At 63.0% G+C, this 15,033-nt stretch carries 14 protein-coding genes and 1 pseudogene; 6 read left to right on the forward strand and 9 right to left on the reverse strand.

Translation table 11 applies throughout. From position 1 onward, the window contains the following. Positions 1-3: 3 nt before the first annotated feature. Together cyoA and HX851_RS40445 are read right to left on the reverse strand one after the other, a co-directional pair. The gene (gene cyoA / locus HX851_RS40440; protein WP_177062304.1) at positions 4-930 is read right to left on the reverse strand and encodes a ubiquinol oxidase subunit II; all 927 of its coding nucleotides are present in this window, start codon (positions 928-930) and stop codon (positions 4-6) included. 820 nt (positions 931-1,750) lie between these two features. Next, positions 1,751-2,260, reverse strand: a complete 510-nt coding sequence (locus tag HX851_RS40445) for a disulfide bond formation protein B (RefSeq protein ID WP_177062305.1) — start codon at positions 2,258-2,260, stop codon at positions 1,751-1,753. Between the two features lie 22 nt (positions 2,261-2,282). On the opposite strand from HX851_RS40445, the gene HX851_RS40450 reads away from it, so the two are divergent. Further along, positions 2,283-2,579: a hypothetical protein gene (locus HX851_RS40450; protein WP_177062306.1), complete on the forward strand. Its 297-nt coding sequence runs from the start codon at positions 2,283-2,285 to the stop codon at positions 2,577-2,579. A 136-nt stretch (positions 2,580-2,715) separates the two neighbouring features. Here the strand turns inward: HX851_RS40450 and hmpA are convergent, their stop codons facing one another. Next, positions 2,716-3,897 carry an NO-inducible flavohemoprotein gene (gene hmpA, locus HX851_RS40455; RefSeq protein ID WP_177062307.1) on the reverse strand — a complete coding sequence of 394 codons (1,182 nt, stop codon included), beginning with the start codon at positions 3,895-3,897 and terminating at the stop codon, positions 2,716-2,718. 156 nt (positions 3,898-4,053) lie between these two features. Between hmpA and norR the strand changes: the two genes are divergently transcribed. The 5 genes from norR (at position 4,054) to HX851_RS40480 (ending at position 8,521) form a co-directional block, all read left to right on the forward strand. Continuing rightward, a complete protein-coding gene (norR, locus tag HX851_RS40460) occupies positions 4,054-5,604 on the forward strand; it encodes a nitric oxide reductase transcriptional regulator NorR (RefSeq protein WP_177065137.1) in 1,551 nt (516 codons plus the stop codon). Between the two features lie 309 nt (positions 5,605-5,913). Next, positions 5,914-6,816: a chemotaxis protein CheV gene (locus HX851_RS40465; protein ID WP_177062311.1), complete on the forward strand. Its 903-nt coding sequence runs from the start codon at positions 5,914-5,916 to the stop codon at positions 6,814-6,816. 1 nt (position 6,817) lies between these two features. After that, positions 6,818-7,309 (forward strand): GNAT family N-acetyltransferase, encoded by a 492-nt coding sequence (locus HX851_RS40470; protein ID WP_177062313.1) that lies wholly within the window; start codon positions 6,818-6,820, stop codon positions 7,307-7,309. A 37-nt stretch (positions 7,310-7,346) separates the two neighbouring features. Then, positions 7,347-7,670, forward strand: coding sequence for a hypothetical protein (locus HX851_RS40475; RefSeq protein ID WP_177062315.1), 324 nt, complete (start codon positions 7,347-7,349; stop codon positions 7,668-7,670). Between the two features lie 98 nt (positions 7,671-7,768). Beyond that, positions 7,769-8,521 (forward strand): YkgJ family cysteine cluster protein, encoded by a 753-nt coding sequence (locus HX851_RS40480; RefSeq protein ID WP_177062317.1) that lies wholly within the window; start codon positions 7,769-7,771, stop codon positions 8,519-8,521. A 69-nt stretch (positions 8,522-8,590) separates the two neighbouring features. Here the strand turns inward: HX851_RS40480 and HX851_RS40485 are convergent, their stop codons facing one another. The 6 genes and pseudogenes from HX851_RS40485 to HX851_RS40505 form a co-directional block, all read right to left on the reverse strand. Then, positions 8,591-9,637 carry a methyl-accepting chemotaxis protein gene (locus HX851_RS40485; RefSeq protein ID WP_439899226.1) on the reverse strand — a complete coding sequence of 349 codons (1,047 nt, stop codon included), beginning with the start codon at positions 9,635-9,637 and terminating at the stop codon, positions 8,591-8,593. Between the two features lie 255 nt (positions 9,638-9,892). Then, positions 9,893-10,174: pseudogene (locus HX851_RS45480) on the reverse strand (PAS domain-containing protein); the annotation flags it as partial. Between the two features lie 164 nt (positions 10,175-10,338). Next, positions 10,339-10,581 (reverse strand): hypothetical protein, encoded by a 243-nt coding sequence (locus HX851_RS40490; RefSeq protein ID WP_177062321.1) that lies wholly within the window; start codon positions 10,579-10,581, stop codon positions 10,339-10,341. Positions 10,582-10,667: 86 nt separating this feature from the next. After that, entirely contained in the window at positions 10,668-11,633 is a 966-nt protein-coding gene (locus tag HX851_RS40495) for a fimbrial protein (protein WP_177062323.1), read from the reverse strand. Continuing rightward, on the reverse strand, positions 11,630-12,412 hold the full coding sequence (locus tag HX851_RS40500; RefSeq protein WP_177062325.1) for a fimbrial biogenesis chaperone: 783 nt from the start codon (positions 12,410-12,412) through the stop codon (positions 11,630-11,632). Before HX851_RS40500 ends, HX851_RS40495 begins: the two co-directional genes overlap by 4 nt. After that, positions 12,409-14,892, reverse strand: coding sequence for a fimbria/pilus outer membrane usher protein (locus HX851_RS40505; protein WP_177062327.1), 2,484 nt, complete (start codon positions 14,890-14,892; stop codon positions 12,409-12,411). The genes HX851_RS40500 and HX851_RS40505 overlap by 4 nt, the downstream gene beginning before the upstream one ends. Positions 14,893-15,033: the final 141 nt, after the last annotated feature.

Raw genomic sequence — 15,033 nt, forward strand, 5'->3', positions numbered from 1 at the left:
CGTTTACTCCTCTGCCCCGGCAGCTGAATGCGAACCTTCCGTTGCGGCGACTTCTTTCTTCTCGTGCTCGACCGGCTTGCCTGCTTTCATACCTTCGTACTTGTCGACGATGATCTGGAACAGGTTCGGCGTGACGGTGGAATAAAGCTCGACCGGGTTGTCCTGGCTCGGCTTGGAAAGGTCCGCGTATTCAGCTTGTTCAAGCTGTTTAGGTGCCTTCTTGACCTCAGCTACCCAGGCATCGAAATCCGCCTGGCTGGTTGCGGTCGCTTTGAATTTCATACCGGTGAAGCCGGCGCCGCTGTAGTTGGCGGAAATCCCTTCGTACTCATGATTCTCGTTGGAGATCAGGTGCAGCTTGGTCTGCATGCCGGCCATCGCGTAGATCTGACCGCCCAGGCCCGGGATGAAGAACGAGTTCATCACGCTGTCGGAAGTGATCTTGAAGTTCACCGGGGTCTTGGCCGGGAACACCAGCTTGTTGACGGTGGCGATGCCTTGTTCCGGGTAGATGAACAGCCACTTCCAGTCCAGCGCGACGACTTGTACTTCAATCGGCTTGACGTCGGATTCCAGCGGACGATAAGGGTCCAGGGCGTGGGTCGACTTGTAGGTGACGATGCCCAGGAACAGGATGATGATCGCCGGGACGGCCCAGATCACGATTTCGATCTTGGTCGAGTGACTCCATTTCGGCGCATAGGTGGCGTCCTTGTTGGACGCGCGGTATTTCCAGGCGAAGGCAAAGGTCATCAGGATGACCGGCACCACGACCAACAGCATCAGCAGCGTGGCAGTGATGATCAGGTTACGTTCGTCCAGTGCCACCTGACCCTTCGGGTCGAGCAAGGTCATGTTGCACCCTCCCAGCAACAACGTGCCGAGCAGCGGCAATAAGCCTAGGAATCTGGGGTACCTTGTTTTACTCATCTCACGACCTCTAAAGCAGCTTGCGCAATGCAGTTGGGTTTTGATCGCCAACACTTCACCCTGCCAAGGGTTGGCATTTTTTCTTCAATTGAATAAGGGCCTGCCCTGTTCGCGCTAATCGCTGATCGGCACATCTGGAGCTGGCAGTGAGTTCTTATTCGATTTTGTCGGTCAAAGGCCTTGTTACAGACCAATTCCATTTGGTGCGGATACTTGGAGGTTGCCAGCACCCGGGATCGCATGGCACCTTTCAGCCCCTCGATCGCCCTCGTGCGCTCAGGGATGAGCAGCGCCGGACATTCAGTGCGGGCGATTGTAGTTAGGTAGCGTTTTATAAACCATGTCTCATCCTGAAATATTTTTTATCCAAACGCGCAACAATGATTCACCGTTTTTGCAACGATCCTTAATCGTATCGCTTTTCATTCTCAACAAAAAGCTCTGATACGCCCTTCTGCCGGACAACCTGATACGCCCCCGGGACGCTGAAAATACGCGACTCCGGCGGCCTTGCCCCAAGAAAAACGGGGCTTATAGCAGGTATTTGCCACGCTGCAAGGCGCTCCGCCCGTGGCCTCGGAAGGGAAAGGTGACAAGGGAACTTTCCTGAGAATTGTTGTCGATTGCAGGGTCAGTCAATGCTTGCAACGTGCCCCTGCGACAGCCGCGACGTGACAATATGTCGCACTTTTTTCGCACGTTTTACTGCCGCCCATCACAGTACTTTTACAGGGTGCACGGACACAAAAACGTCCCGGCCTTCATGCAGGAAGCCGGGGCGTTTTTGTCGGTCATGCCCTACTGAAAAGGCTGACCGGGATCAGCGGTTCTTCTGGCGATTGCGGTAGATACCCAGCGGCACCAGCACCGCGGTCAGCACAAAGGCCACCAGCGCCCATTGCGCCAGGGACAGGCCCAGGACCGGCGGGTACGGGGTCTCGCAGAAACCGTCGACCTGAAACCCCAGCGGGAAGAGCTTGGCCAGCGGCAAGCTGTCGACGATCGGTTGCAGCACGTCGATCCCGCAACTGACCTGCGGAAACGCCTGGATATACACATGCCGACCCGCCACGGCCAAACCGGCGAGCGCGCTCAACCACGTCAGCACTTCCAGCACCGTGAGACTGCGCGGAGTGCGCATGCTGGCGCCGATGAAAGCGAAGATGGCGATGAACAGCAAGGCATAGCGCTGCAGGATACACAGCGGGCAAGGCGCCTCGCCCAGCACCACCTGCATATAGAGTGCACCGCCGATCAGGGCCAGGCAGATCACCCCGAGCAGGACGAGAAAGCGCCGTTCCCGTCCCAGCCGCATCATTTCGTCATTCATCCCGTTTTCCTTTGACTCGTTATTGGATCAGCCGGAGGGCAGCGCGGGCAGCGGCTGCATCAAGCCGAGGTTGTCTTCGACAGGCCGCTTTGGCCATCATCCGAACGTGGTCGATCCGATCAATATCCGTGGCCGGGAAGTCTACACGCAGGTCATGACCTTTGAATGTATTGAGCACGCGGCAAAGTGCTCCCGCAAGTGCCGCAAGCTCGGAACCTGTTGTTGGAATCAGCCCTGGGGAATTAACGACAGGCTGATTAAAGGCGGATTAACCGTTGAAGGAATTTTCGGATTATGGGGAGCAGTGCTGATCGAGTGATCGCTCCCGTACCGATTGATCATTCCCACGCTCCAGCGTGGGAATGCCTCACTGGACGCTCTGCGTCCGCTTTGTGACGCGGAGCGTCACGGGCTGCATTCCCACGCGGAGCGTGGGAACGATCATAAAAGGTGCTTTACTCCAGGGCGGCAGCCGGGCCGAAGAATTCATAGCGGCTCTGCTTCTCCGGCACGCCCAGCGCCTTCAGATGGCGCTTGATCGCGCCCATGAAGCCCTTGGGCCCGAGGAAGTAGGCGTCCAGGTCACGCTGCTCCGGCAGCCACTCGGCCAACTGTTCCTGGCTCAACAACCCGACCTTGTGCGCCGCCGGGCTCACGCCGTCATCCTCGGCGTAGCAGTAGAAGCGCTTGAGCTGCGGATGCTGCTCGGCCAGATCATCGACCCAGTCACGGAAAGCATGCACGCCGCCGTTGCGTGCGCAGTGAATGAAATGCACCGGCCGTTCGGTAGCCAGTGCCGCTTCGAGCATCGGCAAGGTCGGGGTGATGCCGACACCGCCACTGATCAGCACCAGCGGCTTGTCGCTGGCGGTCAGGATGAACTCTCCCGAGGGAGGGAACAGGTCCAGGGTCTGGCCGACCGCCAGTTGGTCGTGCAGGTAGTTCGATGCGCGGCCGCCGGCCTCGCGCTTGACGCTGATGCGATACTGCCCGGCCTTCGCCAGGGCCGACAGGGAGTAATTGCGGCGCAGCTCTTCGCCGTCGACGACCAGCTTCAGGCCGATATACTGCCCCGGCTCGAACGCGAGGATGGCCTGGCCGTCCACCGGTTCGAAATAGAACGAAGTGATTTCCGCGCTCTCCTCGACCCTGGCCGCGACCTTGAACGGCCGGGCACCACGCCAGCCGCCCGGCGCCTGGGCCTTTTCGTCATAGATTGCGGTCTCGGCGCCGATCAGGATATCGGCCAACTGGTTATAGGCCGCGCCCCAGGCATTCATCACCTCGGGCGTGGCGATCTCCTCGCCGAGCACTTCGTGAATGGCCCGCAGCAGGCAGGTGCCGACGATCGGGTAGTGCTCCGGCAGAATCTGCAGCGCGACGTGCTTGTTGATGATCTTCGCCACCAGGTCACCCAACTGGTCGAGCTGATCGATATGCCGGGCGTACATCAGCACGCCGTTGGCCAGAGCCCGGGGCTGGTCGCCGCTGGACTGGTGGGCCTGGTTGAACAGCGGACGCACTTGCGGATACTCGGACAGCATCATCCGGTAGAAATGGGTGATCAGCGCTTCGCCACCGCTTTCCAGCAGCGGGACAGTCGACTTGACGATGGCACGGTCTTGAACGCTCAGCATGGGGTCAACTCCTGGATTTGAGGTATTGCCTGGATTGACTTTGACTATTCACGCGCCATGCCAAAATAAAAAACCTTATAAATCAATAAATTAAAATAATATTAGTCACAAAGACTACAGCCACTTTATAGTCAGTCTGACACCACAGGAGTCAATATGACTGCAAAATCCTTGCTGACCACCCTGCTGCCGCTGGTATCGGATCTCTCGCGGGAGTTGCCGGAAAGCGAACGTTATCGACGCCTGCTCGAAGCCATGCGCGCCCTGCTGCCCTGTGATGCCGCCGCGCTGCTGCGCCTGGACGGCGAGTGGCTGGTGCCGCTCGCCGTCGATGGCCTGAGCACCGATACCCTCGGCCGACGCTTCAAGGTCAGCGAGCATCCGCGCTTCCAGATCCTCCTGGGCAGCCACGGACCGACCCGTTTCGACAGCGACAGTGAATTGCCGGACCCTTATGACGGCCTGGTGGATGGTCTGACCGAGCACCTGGAAGTCCATGACTGCCTGGGCTGCCCGCTATTTATCGACGAACGCCCCTGGGGCCTGCTGACCCTCGACGCCCTCGATCCGGAACGCTTCGAGCGAATCGAACTGGACGCGCTGCAAGCCTTCGCCAGCCTTGCGGCGGCCACCGTCAGCGCCGCCGAACGCATCGAGCGCCTGGCCTTGCGCGTCGAGGACGAGCATCAGCGTGCCGAGCTCTATCGCCAGGCCAGCAACCCGCAGAATCGCGAAATGATCGGCCAGAGCAAGGCCCACAAGCGTCTGGTGGAAGAGATCAACCTGGTCGGCGGCAGCGACCTGACAGTACTGATCACCGGTGAAACCGGGGTCGGCAAGGAGCTGGTGGCTCAGGCGATTCATGCCGCGTCCCCCCGCGCGGAAAAGCCCATCATCAGCCTCAACTGCGCCGCCCTGCCGGATACCCTGGTGGAGAGCGAGCTGTTCGGTCACGTACGCGGCGCCTTCACCGGCGCGGTGAACGATCGGCGCGGCAAGTTCGAGCTGGCCAATGGCGGCACGCTGTTTCTCGACGAAGTCGGCGAGCTGTCGCTGAGCGTCCAGGCCAAGCTGCTACGGGTGCTGCAAAGCGGCCAGCTACAGCGACTCGGCTCGGACCGCGAGCATCAGGTGGACGTACGGCTGATCGCCGCCACCAACCGCGACCTCGCCGAAGAGGTGCGCAGCGGACGCTATCGGGCCGACTTCTACCACCGCCTGAGCGTCTATCCACTGCAAGTGCCAGCGCTGCGCGAGCGCGGACGCGATGTCTTGTTGCTGAGCGGCTTTTTCCTCGAGCAGAACCGCTCGCGCATGGGCCTTGGCAGTTTGCGCCTGAGTCCCGATGCCCAGGCGGCGCTGCTGGCGTACAACTGGCCGGGCAATGTCCGTGAACTGGAACACCTGATCGGTCGCAGCGCCTTGAAGGCCCTGGGCAATTGCCGGGAACGGCCGAAGATCCTCAGCCTGGGTGCTGCCGACCTGGACCTGCCGGCGGCGACAGCCGAAGCTCCGCCAGCGCAGGCCATTACCTTGCCGCACCTGGAAAGCGGAGTCGACCTGCGCCAGGCCACCGAGCACTACCAGCGGCAACTGATCGGCAACTGCCTGGAAAAACACCAGAACAACTGGGCCAGCGCCGCCCGGGAACTGGGCCTGGACCGGGCGAACCTGGGCCGGATGGCCAAGCGCCTGGGCTTGAAGTGAGCCAAGGCTATGTAGGAGCGGGCTTGTCGGATCGCCGCACCGCCACGAAGCTTCTGATCGTTCCCCCGCTCCGCGTGGGCATGCAACCCGTGACGCTCCGCGTCACAGGTCTACAGCGGACGCAGAGCGTCCAGAGAGACATTCCCACGCAGAGCGTGGGAACGATCGGCACGATCGTCTTACAGAGCGTGGGAACGATCATCATCTGGAGATTCACCTAAAGCCCGCCCGGCTCAGGTCGATAACCCGTCATCGATACCTGTTCCGGGCTAACCTGCCCTGAAGCAGCTTTTCCCACAGAAGGTTTTTATGTCTTCCAACAAAGCCCGCGCAGACTCACTGTCACTTCTGCTCTTTACCTTGCGCAGCGGCAAGCTGATGGCGATCAACCTGCTGAAAGTCAGCGAAATCATTCCCTGCCCGCCGCTGACCAAGCTGCCGGAGTCCCACCCTCATGTAAAAGGCATCGCCACCCTGCGCGGCGCCTCGCTGTCGGTGATCGACCTGAGCCGGGCCATCGGCGAACGTCCCCTGGTGGACCCCGACGGCGGTTGCCTGATCGTCACCGATGTCAGTCGCTCCAAACAGGGCCTGCATGTCCAGGCCGTGAGCAAGATCGTCCATTGCCTGACCACCGATATCCGTCCGCCGCCCTTCGGCTCCGGCGGGGTGCGCTCCTTTATCACCGGGGTGACCCAGGTCGACGGCACGCTGGTGCAGGTGCTGGACATCGAAAAGGTCATCCATGTCATCGCCCCGACGCAGATCGAAGTCGCACCGACCGAGTTGACCATGGAAGAAGCGGAAATCCTCGGTCACGCGCGCATCCTGGTGGTCGATGACAGCCAGGTAGCGTTGCAGCAATCGGTACACACCCTGCGCAACCTCGGCCTGACCTGCCACACCGCCCGCAGTGCCAAGGACGCCATCGGCTGCCTGCTGGACCTGCAAGGCACCGCCGAGCAGATCAACGTGGTGGTCTCGGATATCGAGATGTCGGAAATGGACGGCTACGCCTTTACCCGCACCGTTCGCGAAACCCCCGACTTCCAGGACCTCTACATTCTCCTGCACACCTCGCTGGACAGCGCCATGAACAGCGAGAAGGCCCGCCTGGCCGGGGCCAACGCGGTACTGACCAAGTTCTCTTCACCGGAACTGACCAAATGCCTGATCCAGGCGGCCAGGACCGTGGCCGCCCAAGGTATCTGAGATGTCCGACCGTCATTGCCTGCTGCTGCGCAAGGACCTCGACGATCTGCTGGAGGTGCCGCAATGGCCGTCCGGGATTCGCCTGGGTGTGCTGCGGCCGGAGCTGATGAAGGCCGTGCACGACCTGCTGGTGCTCGGCTACCGGGACGGCGGCATCCCGGTTGCGGACTTCGCCGGTTGGCGCGAGCAGTTCACCACGGATGCCGAGTTCGATCCGACGCTGTGCCTGATCGCCATGGACGACCGGGGCCTTGCGGGCGTCGCCCAGTGCTGGACCAGCGCCTATATCAAGGACCTGGTCGTGCATCCACGCCTTCGCGGCCAGGGCCTGGGCCTGGCGTTGCTGCGCCATGCCTTCCAGGTTTTCTCCTCGCGGGGCGAAGCCTTCGTCGACCTCAAGGTGATGGAAAACAACCTGCCTGCCCGGCGCCTGTACGACAGCGCCGGCATGCGCTTTATCCAGCGCTATGAAGTCAGCCCGGCTCAGGCATAATCCGTTTTTTGCCGGATGCACCTTCAGGAGACCTGCCATGAAAGCCTCTACCCTGATTTTCATCAGCCTCGCCGCGTTGGCGACCCAGGCCCAGGCCTCCAGTCCCGATGCCTGGATTGCCTACAACAAGGCCGTGCTCGCCAGTTGCACCAAGGCCAGCAGCCTCAAGAGCGTGAAGCCGGTGGGCAACCCGGCGCAGTTCGATGACAAGGTCGGCTACACCGCCGTGCTGCTGCATGGCCGCTACCCGCAGGCCCACATGAAAAACCAGCCGGGCACCGAGCTGTGCCTGTACAACAAGAAGAGCAAGACCGCCGCCGTGACCGAGTGGGACTCGGTGATGCCAGCACGCACCAACTGAGGGACTGGCGCACAACTTGCTTCGCTCCAGGCTCATGCGGTGCCTGCCTGTCGGATTTGTGTCACCGCCCCAGCCTTTCCCTTGCCGTCGGTCGGTCCATGAACACCCATTTTTCCTGCGTAGGGTGCGGCAAATGCTGCACCGATCACCATGTGCCGCTGACCCTGGTCGAAGCCCGCCAGTGGGCGGCGGACGGCGGCCAAGTGATCGTGCTGGTTGAAGCCTTCCTGCCGGGCGGCCTCGGCCTGCCGCAGGCCCAGCGCGAACACGCGCAACGCCGCTCCTGGGGCGTTCCCAGTGGCAGCACCGAAGCCCGCGTGGCGATCACCTTCGCTGCCTACAACGTCGGCCCCTGCCGGAATCTTGACGAAGAACAGCGCTGCCGGATCTACGAGCGCCGACCGCTGGTGTGCCGCATCTACCCGATGGAAATCAATCCACATATCCCGCTGCGGCCCGAAGCCAAGGATTGTCCGCCGCAGGCGTGGCAGGCCGGCCAGCCGTTGCTGATCAGCGGCGGACAATTGGTGGATACCGAGCTGGCGCGGATAATCGAAGACTCGCGCCAGGCCGACCGTGACGATATCCAGGCCAAGGCGCTGATCTGCGAACGGCTGGGCATTCGCACCACGGCGCTCAAGGGCGACGGTTTCACCGCCTACCTGCCACAGATGCCGGCGTTCGCGGCGGCCGTCGACCAGGTGCAACAGCTGACGTCCTGGCCGGCGGCGAGCGAATGGAGCTTTCATGTCTCGGGGCCGACCATCACCGAACAGTTGCAGGCGGCAGGAGCCCGGGTGGTCAGTGACGTACCGACGACCTACACCTTTATCGCCTTGCAGGCGGCCTGATCATGAGAGACGCACTACCTACCTGATGCAGGAGCCGGCTTGCCAGCTCCTACAGGGGTCAAGGCTTGTTCAACAACGCTTGCGCCAGAACTCCCGGGACAGCGAACGCAGGTCGTCCGCCAGCCCCGCCACATCGCCCGAATTGAGATGGCTCTGCTGGCCGACATTGACCAGCGCCTCGCAGGCATTGCGAATGCTGACGATATTACGGCTGATGTCCTCGCTGACAGTGCTCTGCTCCTCCACCGCTGAAGCGATCTGCTGGCTCATCGCGGTAATCCGGCTGACCCGCTGGCTGATCCCGGCGAGGGCATCGGCCGCCTGCTGAACCTGCTGCACACTGTCCTCGGCCTGCTGGCTGCTGTGCTGCATCACCTCCACCGCATTGCGCGCACCGTCTTGCAGGTTACTGATCATCCGCTGGATTTCGTTGGTCGACTGCTGCGTGCGCTGGGCCAGCCCGCGCACCTCGTCGGCCACCACCGCGAAGCCGCGGCCCTGTTCTCCGGCGCGGGCGGCCTCGATGGCGGCATTGAGCGCCAGCAGATTGGTCTGGTCGGCAATCCCGCGGATCACCTCCAGTACCGTGGAAATTTCGGTGCTATGGCTTTCCAGGTGCATGATCACCTCGGTGGCGCGTGCCAGTTCGTTGGCCAGGCGCAGCACCGCGCTACGGCTTTCGCCCACCAGTTGATGCCCGTCGCGGGTTTCGTTGCCGACCTGGTCGGCCGCTTCGGAGGCCTGCTGGGCATTGCTGGCGACCTGGGCGACGCTGGCGCTCATCTGCTGAATGGCGGCCGCCACCTGATCGGTTTCGGCCTGCTGATCCAGGGTACTGCCGTGACTGCTCTGGATATGCCGGGCCAGCGCCTGGGCATGCCCGGACAAGCGCTGCGAGGCATCGTCTATTCGCCCAACCACGGCTCCGACCTGCGCCTCCAGCATGTTCAGGGCAAACCCGATCTGGCCGAACTCATCGCTACGACCGGTGTAGATCGCCTGGCTCAAGGGGTTGTCGGCTATCTCCCGGGCCCGCGCCGTCAGCCGGGAAAGCGGGCGCAGGGACAGGTGGGTCAGGATGCCGACCAATACGCTCCCCAGCGCCCAGAGTCCCAACTCAACCTCCAGCGACTGCCCGCCAGCCGCGTGTCCCAGCGCCAGGACCAGCGCAAACGCGGCGCTGGCCTGTGCCCATAGCCGGGTCGGCAAGCGCAGGCCGGGCAAACGCTGGCGCCAGGGCAAACGCCCGCTGCGCAACCAAGCGTACCAGCGCTCGGCCGCCTCGACCTGCGCGGCGTCGGGCCGGGTCCGCACCGACTGGTATTCCACCGTCTGGCCGTCGCGGGTCACCGGCGTGGCATAGGCAGTGACCCAGTAGTGATCGCCGTTCTTGCAGCGATTCTTCACCAGGCCCATCCATGAGCGCCCGTCCCTGAGGGTTTGCCACATATGCGCGAACGCCTCGCCGGGCATGTCCGGATGACGCAGCAGGTTATGCGGCGACCCCATCAGTTCCTCGCGGCTGTAGCCGCTGATCCTGATGAAGTCGGCATTGGCGTAAGTAATCGTGCTGTCCAGATCGGTGGTCGAAAGGATGTTGGCATCAAAGGCGACGTCGACATTTCGCCCGGTAATCGGGAGATTGATCTTCATGGAAAGCGCGCTCGGAGAGTTGAGAGGAGTCGGCAGGGCGTCGACTCTAAGCGCACGGAAAAGCGAAACACTGATCCAGCTCAGGTTCTTGGCATTTAGCCATGAACCTGATGACGGGCATCCCTGTCAGCCGGTGAGCGCGCCGACAGGGACAGGCACGGAACTCAGCGCTTGCCCATGGAGCGACGCGTACCATTAGGTGCGCGACCCGGTCTCTCGTGATGGCCGTCCTTGCCATTTTTCTGGTGCCAGGCCTGGCCGGTTTTTTTCGCGGCGGCGAATTCGGCGGGCTTGAACGGAAAGCTGAAGGCCGGGATGACCGGCTTTTCGCCGACCGCCAGCTCAGCCTCGACCACAGGCGCTTGATCCGGGTTGGCGGAAACGGACGGTTGTTCAGGGGAAGTCATGGAAGCTCCGAAAGACGGGACGGATCAGGTCGAACCGAAAGACCGCAGTATACCTGCGAGCGCCCCGCCCGCGCCGCCGCCGACGGTCATTTATAGAACAAATCGATCACCACCCCGGCCGAGAACGGCCCCGCCCTGGGCCGGTCGCTGTGCCACAACAGTTCGGCGTCGAACTGGGCCATGGCGGCATGGGTATCGCCTAGCAGTTCGGCCAGGTGGAAGGAACGGTTGTACGGGATCACCCCGCCGCCCGCCCTGACGATGCGGATACCGACACCGTCATTGCCGCTGGGAATCAGCAACTCGCCGGCCAGGCTGCCCGACACGGGCTTCAGCCGCGCGTCCAGGCTGAAGGCGCTGTCGCAGGTACGACTGGTGTGCAGGGCGAACGGCCGGCGCTCGGCCACCTGTCCCACCACCACGTTCTGGATGGCGATCCGGCCGAAATCGACGGTGTCGGGGATCACCTGCAATTGCGCATCACAGGCCACGAAGCGCAAGCCACTGAGGTTGTTGATCACATAGTTGAGCGAGTCGCCGACGGTGCCCGGCCCGCTGCTGCCGTCGAGCTGGAACAGGCGGTAATCCTGCAAGCGGCTGGCCACTCCCGACGGCGGCGTCGGCCCGAACTTCTCGATAAACACCGAAAAACCCAGGTTGAAGCTCAGGGTTCCACAGGCCTGCGCGTCGACACAGGGCGGCACGCTGCGGCCGGTGGCGATGCGACCGTTGCTCTGGCGATGATCGATCCCCTCGTGGCTCAAGCCGACGCGAATCCCCTGGCCGACCACCTGATGGGCCGGGTTCAGGTGGATATAGACCTCTTCCTGGGGACCCGGCACGCCTGACCTGGCACAGTCGACCGCCAGGTTGATCGGCTCCGAACGCCAGACCACCGTGCCGTTGGGGGCCGACGCGGGAATCGCCACGGTACTGCCGAGGTCGGCGTTGGCAATCAGCGAACCGCTGCCTTGCAAGGTACAACTGAGGGCAAAACAACTGGCGGGGCTCAGCAGCCCGAGCAGCAATGCGAGATGAAGCGTCCTGGTCATGGGGAAGTCCGTTCTGCAAGGGAGGAAGCGTCGCCCACCAGCGACGCACTGAAAGGGATGCCGACATCGAAACGCGCGCTGTAGACGCGCTGGCCGCCGTAATCGGTCAGGGCATTGAACCGCAGCAGGCGTTGGCGGGTCGCCAGGGTGCGGGTGGCCAGCAGTACTTCCCGGTGCTCTCCCGGCGGCACCAGCAGGTCGTCGCCCAGTGGCTGGCTACCTTGCTCGCCGGCCAGCTCAAGACTCAACAACGCCGCATGAAAGGTCGTCGGGTTCTCCACCTTCAGCCGGGGCACGCCGCTGGCGTCCGGCTCCAGGACCCAGCGCAGGCGCTCCGGGGTGAGCGCCGGATCACCGGCCAGCCCCGGCGGGCGGAACAGCACGTTGATCCGCTGGCGGATGGCGATGCTCAACTGGCCGTCACCGGGGCGGGTCCGGGGGATTTCCATGACATAGAGGTGCAGCAGCGACTCATGGTCCGTCGGCATCCCCCGCCCCTCGTACATCAGCCGCAGGGCTTGCCGACCGTCGGGCGCCAGCCGCGAAATCGGCGGGGTCAGCACAAAGGGCAAGTCGTTCGAACGTGCCCCCGAGTCGTCCCGCGCCTCCAGCCAGGCTTGCAGCAACACCTCCTGGCGCCCCTGGTTGCGCGCCTCGATGCTCACATCGGTGAAGCGTCCGTCGAACACCAGTCGCGTGCCGCTCAGGGATACCGTTGCCTGGACCGCCCCCGACGCAGCCAGGCTCAACATCAGAAGCAATACCTGCACGAGCTTCATTGGCAGACCCCCTTGACCCGGTCATAGGCCAGTTGCGGGTCTCGCGGTGGCAGGCGGAAATGGAACTGGCAACTCTGTCCCGACCCTTTCACCTGCAACGTCCCCTCCTCCCGGTCACTGAGCACCAGCGCCCGGCTGGTCGGGTCGACCACCGCCAGTTGCTTGCCGTCGGCATCCTGGACACTGGCCCCCAACGGCAGCGCACTGCCATCGGCCAGGCTCAGCTCGAACTGCACCCGGCGACCGGCACTGGCGTTGAAGCGCACCAGGGTCGATGAACCACGGCGCGGCACCACCTGGGCGATGGCGTTCTCGACCTCCACGTCCGCGCCCAGGTCGCGGGTATCCAGACTGATCCAGTTGGCGCGGTAAGGCTGTGCATAAGGCAGCACGGCATAACCATTGCGCCCCGTCTCGACCCCGCTGAAGTTGTTGAAACGCGCCCCACGCACACCCGGCACCTCAACCAGCGCGAAGGTGTCGCCCAGGGATTGCCCGAGGTTCACGCCACCACCGTGGGCGACCAGCGAGCCACGGGCACCGATGTTCCAGCTGTTGAAGTCCTCGCCATGGCTGTAGCCGGCCTCGAAACGCCCGACCGAGGTCGTGGCGTTGACACTGGCGGAACCGGCACGGGCACCGGAACCGTCATTGCCGGCCAGCACCGAATAGAACGCATTCTGCTCCAGCACGCGCCCGCTCAGGCCGGCCATGGCACTGGAGTCGCCCTGGCTGTCGCGCACCGCCGTCAGCGAGGCACGGGTCGAGCTTTCATGACGTCCCAGGGGCAATGACAGCGTCAAGGTGAACTGATGATCGGTGTCGACCCGGCCATTGATAGCCATGGCCTGGGTTCGATCCACCGACAGGCTGTAACTGAGGTCGCGCCAGTACCCGCCATAGGTCGCGTTGAACTGGCGCGACTTGCCGGGCAGGTTCCAGAACCGCTGTTCGAGCGCGGTAAAGCTGAAGGTCCCGGTCGCCACGGGCTGGCTCAGGGTGATATCGAAACGATCGCGGGCCCGGCCGACTTGGTTCTGTACCAGGTTGCTGCGCTCGTCGACATGCTGGTCGAAGCTGCGGTAGTGCTCGCTGGAGTAGCGATAGCCCGCCAGGGCAAAGGTGGTCCGCGTGGCATTCAGGGTGTTGGCATAACGCAGGCGCACGCTCTGCCCGCCGATATCGGTGGTGGCCTGGCGGCTGACCGAATGGGTCAGGTCCGCCGACACCGCGCCCAGGCCGGTATTGACCCCCAGGCCAAGGTTGCTGGCCTGGAAATCCTCGGCCAGTTGTACGCCACCGAAGCCGGTGATCAGTTCACTCAGGCCGTAGATCAGCGTGGTGCTGGCAAAGCCCGGATTCTCGTCGCGGTCGTCGTTGCTGTCGTATTGCCCGGCTTCGACGCTGTAGCTGAAAGTGCCCTTGGGCAGCATCAAGGGCAGCGAGGCGAATGCCTGGATAAAGGTGCGACGGCGACCGTCCGCCTCGATCACCGTCACCAGCAGGTCGCCATTGGAGCCGCTGGGGTAGAAGTCACTGATCTCGAACGGTCCGGGCGGTACGTTCGAGCTGTACAGCAGGTAGCCGTTCTGGCGAATCTCCACCGTCGCGTTGCTTTCCGCCACGCCACGGATGGTCGGCGCATAGACCCGTGCGCTGTCGGGCAGCATGCCGTCGTCCGAGGCCACCTGGGCGCCGCGGAAACGTATGCTGTCGAACACCCGTGAATCGCTGTAGGTCTCGCCGAGGGTCAGTTGGCCTTTCCAGGCGGTGAGGTCGCGCTGGGCATAGGTTTGGTTGCTGGTGAAGCGCGAGGATTGCCGGTCCGAGCGCACCAGCGAGGACTCGTTGCGCAAACGCCAGGCGCCGAGGTTCAGGCCATTGCGCAGGCCCAAGTAATAGCTGTCGGTTTTCTGTCGATCGAGTTCGCGGCGATTGCCGCTGAAGCTGTAGCTGATAAAGCCGCTGCCGACCCCTTCGTCCCACAACTCCGGCGACAGGTAGCCACGGGCGCTGCGGCGCAGTGCGATCTGCGGCACGCTGAGGTTGAGCGCCAGGGTATTGGGTTGGTAGTCGACGCTGGCCTGGTCCAGCTTGCCGAGGTCGAAACAGTGTTCGGGGGCCGCCTGCTCCGGCAGTTCGGCCAGGGCCTTGAGCCGCTCGGGATCAAGCCCGAGGTCCTGCAGCAGGGCCAGGGTCAGGCACGGCTCCACCCTTCCTGTGAGGGTATCGCGACTGAAACGCACATCCCGGCGGGCACTGAGTACGCGGTTCAGGTAGATATCCACCCGGTAGAGGCCGGGCAAGACGCTGTTGCCCTCCAGGAACGCCTTGATATCCGCCGGCTGCTCGCCGCCATGGATAAAGGCGGTATTGAACCTGACCGACTCGCCGCCCGAGTCCGCAACGGCCGGGTCCGCCAAGGTCAGGTCCGGCACCAGCAGGCACAGGCCCAGGGGGATGACCGCCTGGCGATTCATGTGTTGCAACAGAGGGCGTGTCGCGGCCTCCCTTTTCCCACGACACGATGACACCAGAACTTCCTTTGTTCTTCGATAAAGCCAGTCCATTTGTAACCTTCACTCAATGTCTCGAGGTATTTGTCAAAGGCGAACGCCTTC

It is taken from the genome of Pseudomonas gingeri (assembly GCF_013385635.1).
Classification (GTDB): domain Bacteria; phylum Pseudomonadota; class Gammaproteobacteria; order Pseudomonadales; family Pseudomonadaceae; genus Aquipseudomonas; species Aquipseudomonas gingeri_A.

Coding starts and splice junctions, on each gene's coding strand:
- cyoA (WP_177062304.1), bottom strand. CDS start 930: ATGAGTAAAACAAGGTACCCCAGATTCCTAGGCTTATTGCCGCTGCTC.
- HX851_RS40445 (WP_177062305.1), bottom strand. CDS start 2,260: ATGAATGACGAAATGATGCGGCTGGGACGGGAACGGCGCTTTCTCGTC.
- hmpA (WP_177062307.1), bottom strand. CDS start 3,897: ATGCTGAGCGTTCAAGACCGTGCCATCGTCAAGTCGACTGTCCCGCTG.
- norR (WP_177065137.1), top strand. CDS start 4,054: ATGACTGCAAAATCCTTGCTGACCACCCTGCTGCCGCTGGTATCGGAT.
- HX851_RS40465 (WP_177062311.1), top strand. CDS start 5,914: ATGTCTTCCAACAAAGCCCGCGCAGACTCACTGTCACTTCTGCTCTTT.
- HX851_RS40470 (WP_177062313.1), top strand. CDS start 6,818: ATGTCCGACCGTCATTGCCTGCTGCTGCGCAAGGACCTCGACGATCTG.
- HX851_RS40475 (WP_177062315.1), top strand. CDS start 7,347: ATGAAAGCCTCTACCCTGATTTTCATCAGCCTCGCCGCGTTGGCGACC.
- HX851_RS40480 (WP_177062317.1), top strand. CDS start 7,769: ATGAACACCCATTTTTCCTGCGTAGGGTGCGGCAAATGCTGCACCGAT.
- HX851_RS40490 (WP_177062321.1), bottom strand. CDS start 10,581: ATGACTTCCCCTGAACAACCGTCCGTTTCCGCCAACCCGGATCAAGCG.
- HX851_RS40495 (WP_177062323.1), bottom strand. CDS start 11,633: ATGACCAGGACGCTTCATCTCGCATTGCTGCTCGGGCTGCTGAGCCCC.
- HX851_RS40500 (WP_177062325.1), bottom strand. CDS start 12,412: ATGAAGCTCGTGCAGGTATTGCTTCTGATGTTGAGCCTGGCTGCGTCG.
- HX851_RS40505 (WP_177062327.1), bottom strand. CDS start 14,892: ATGAATCGCCAGGCGGTCATCCCCCTGGGCCTGTGCCTGCTGGTGCCG.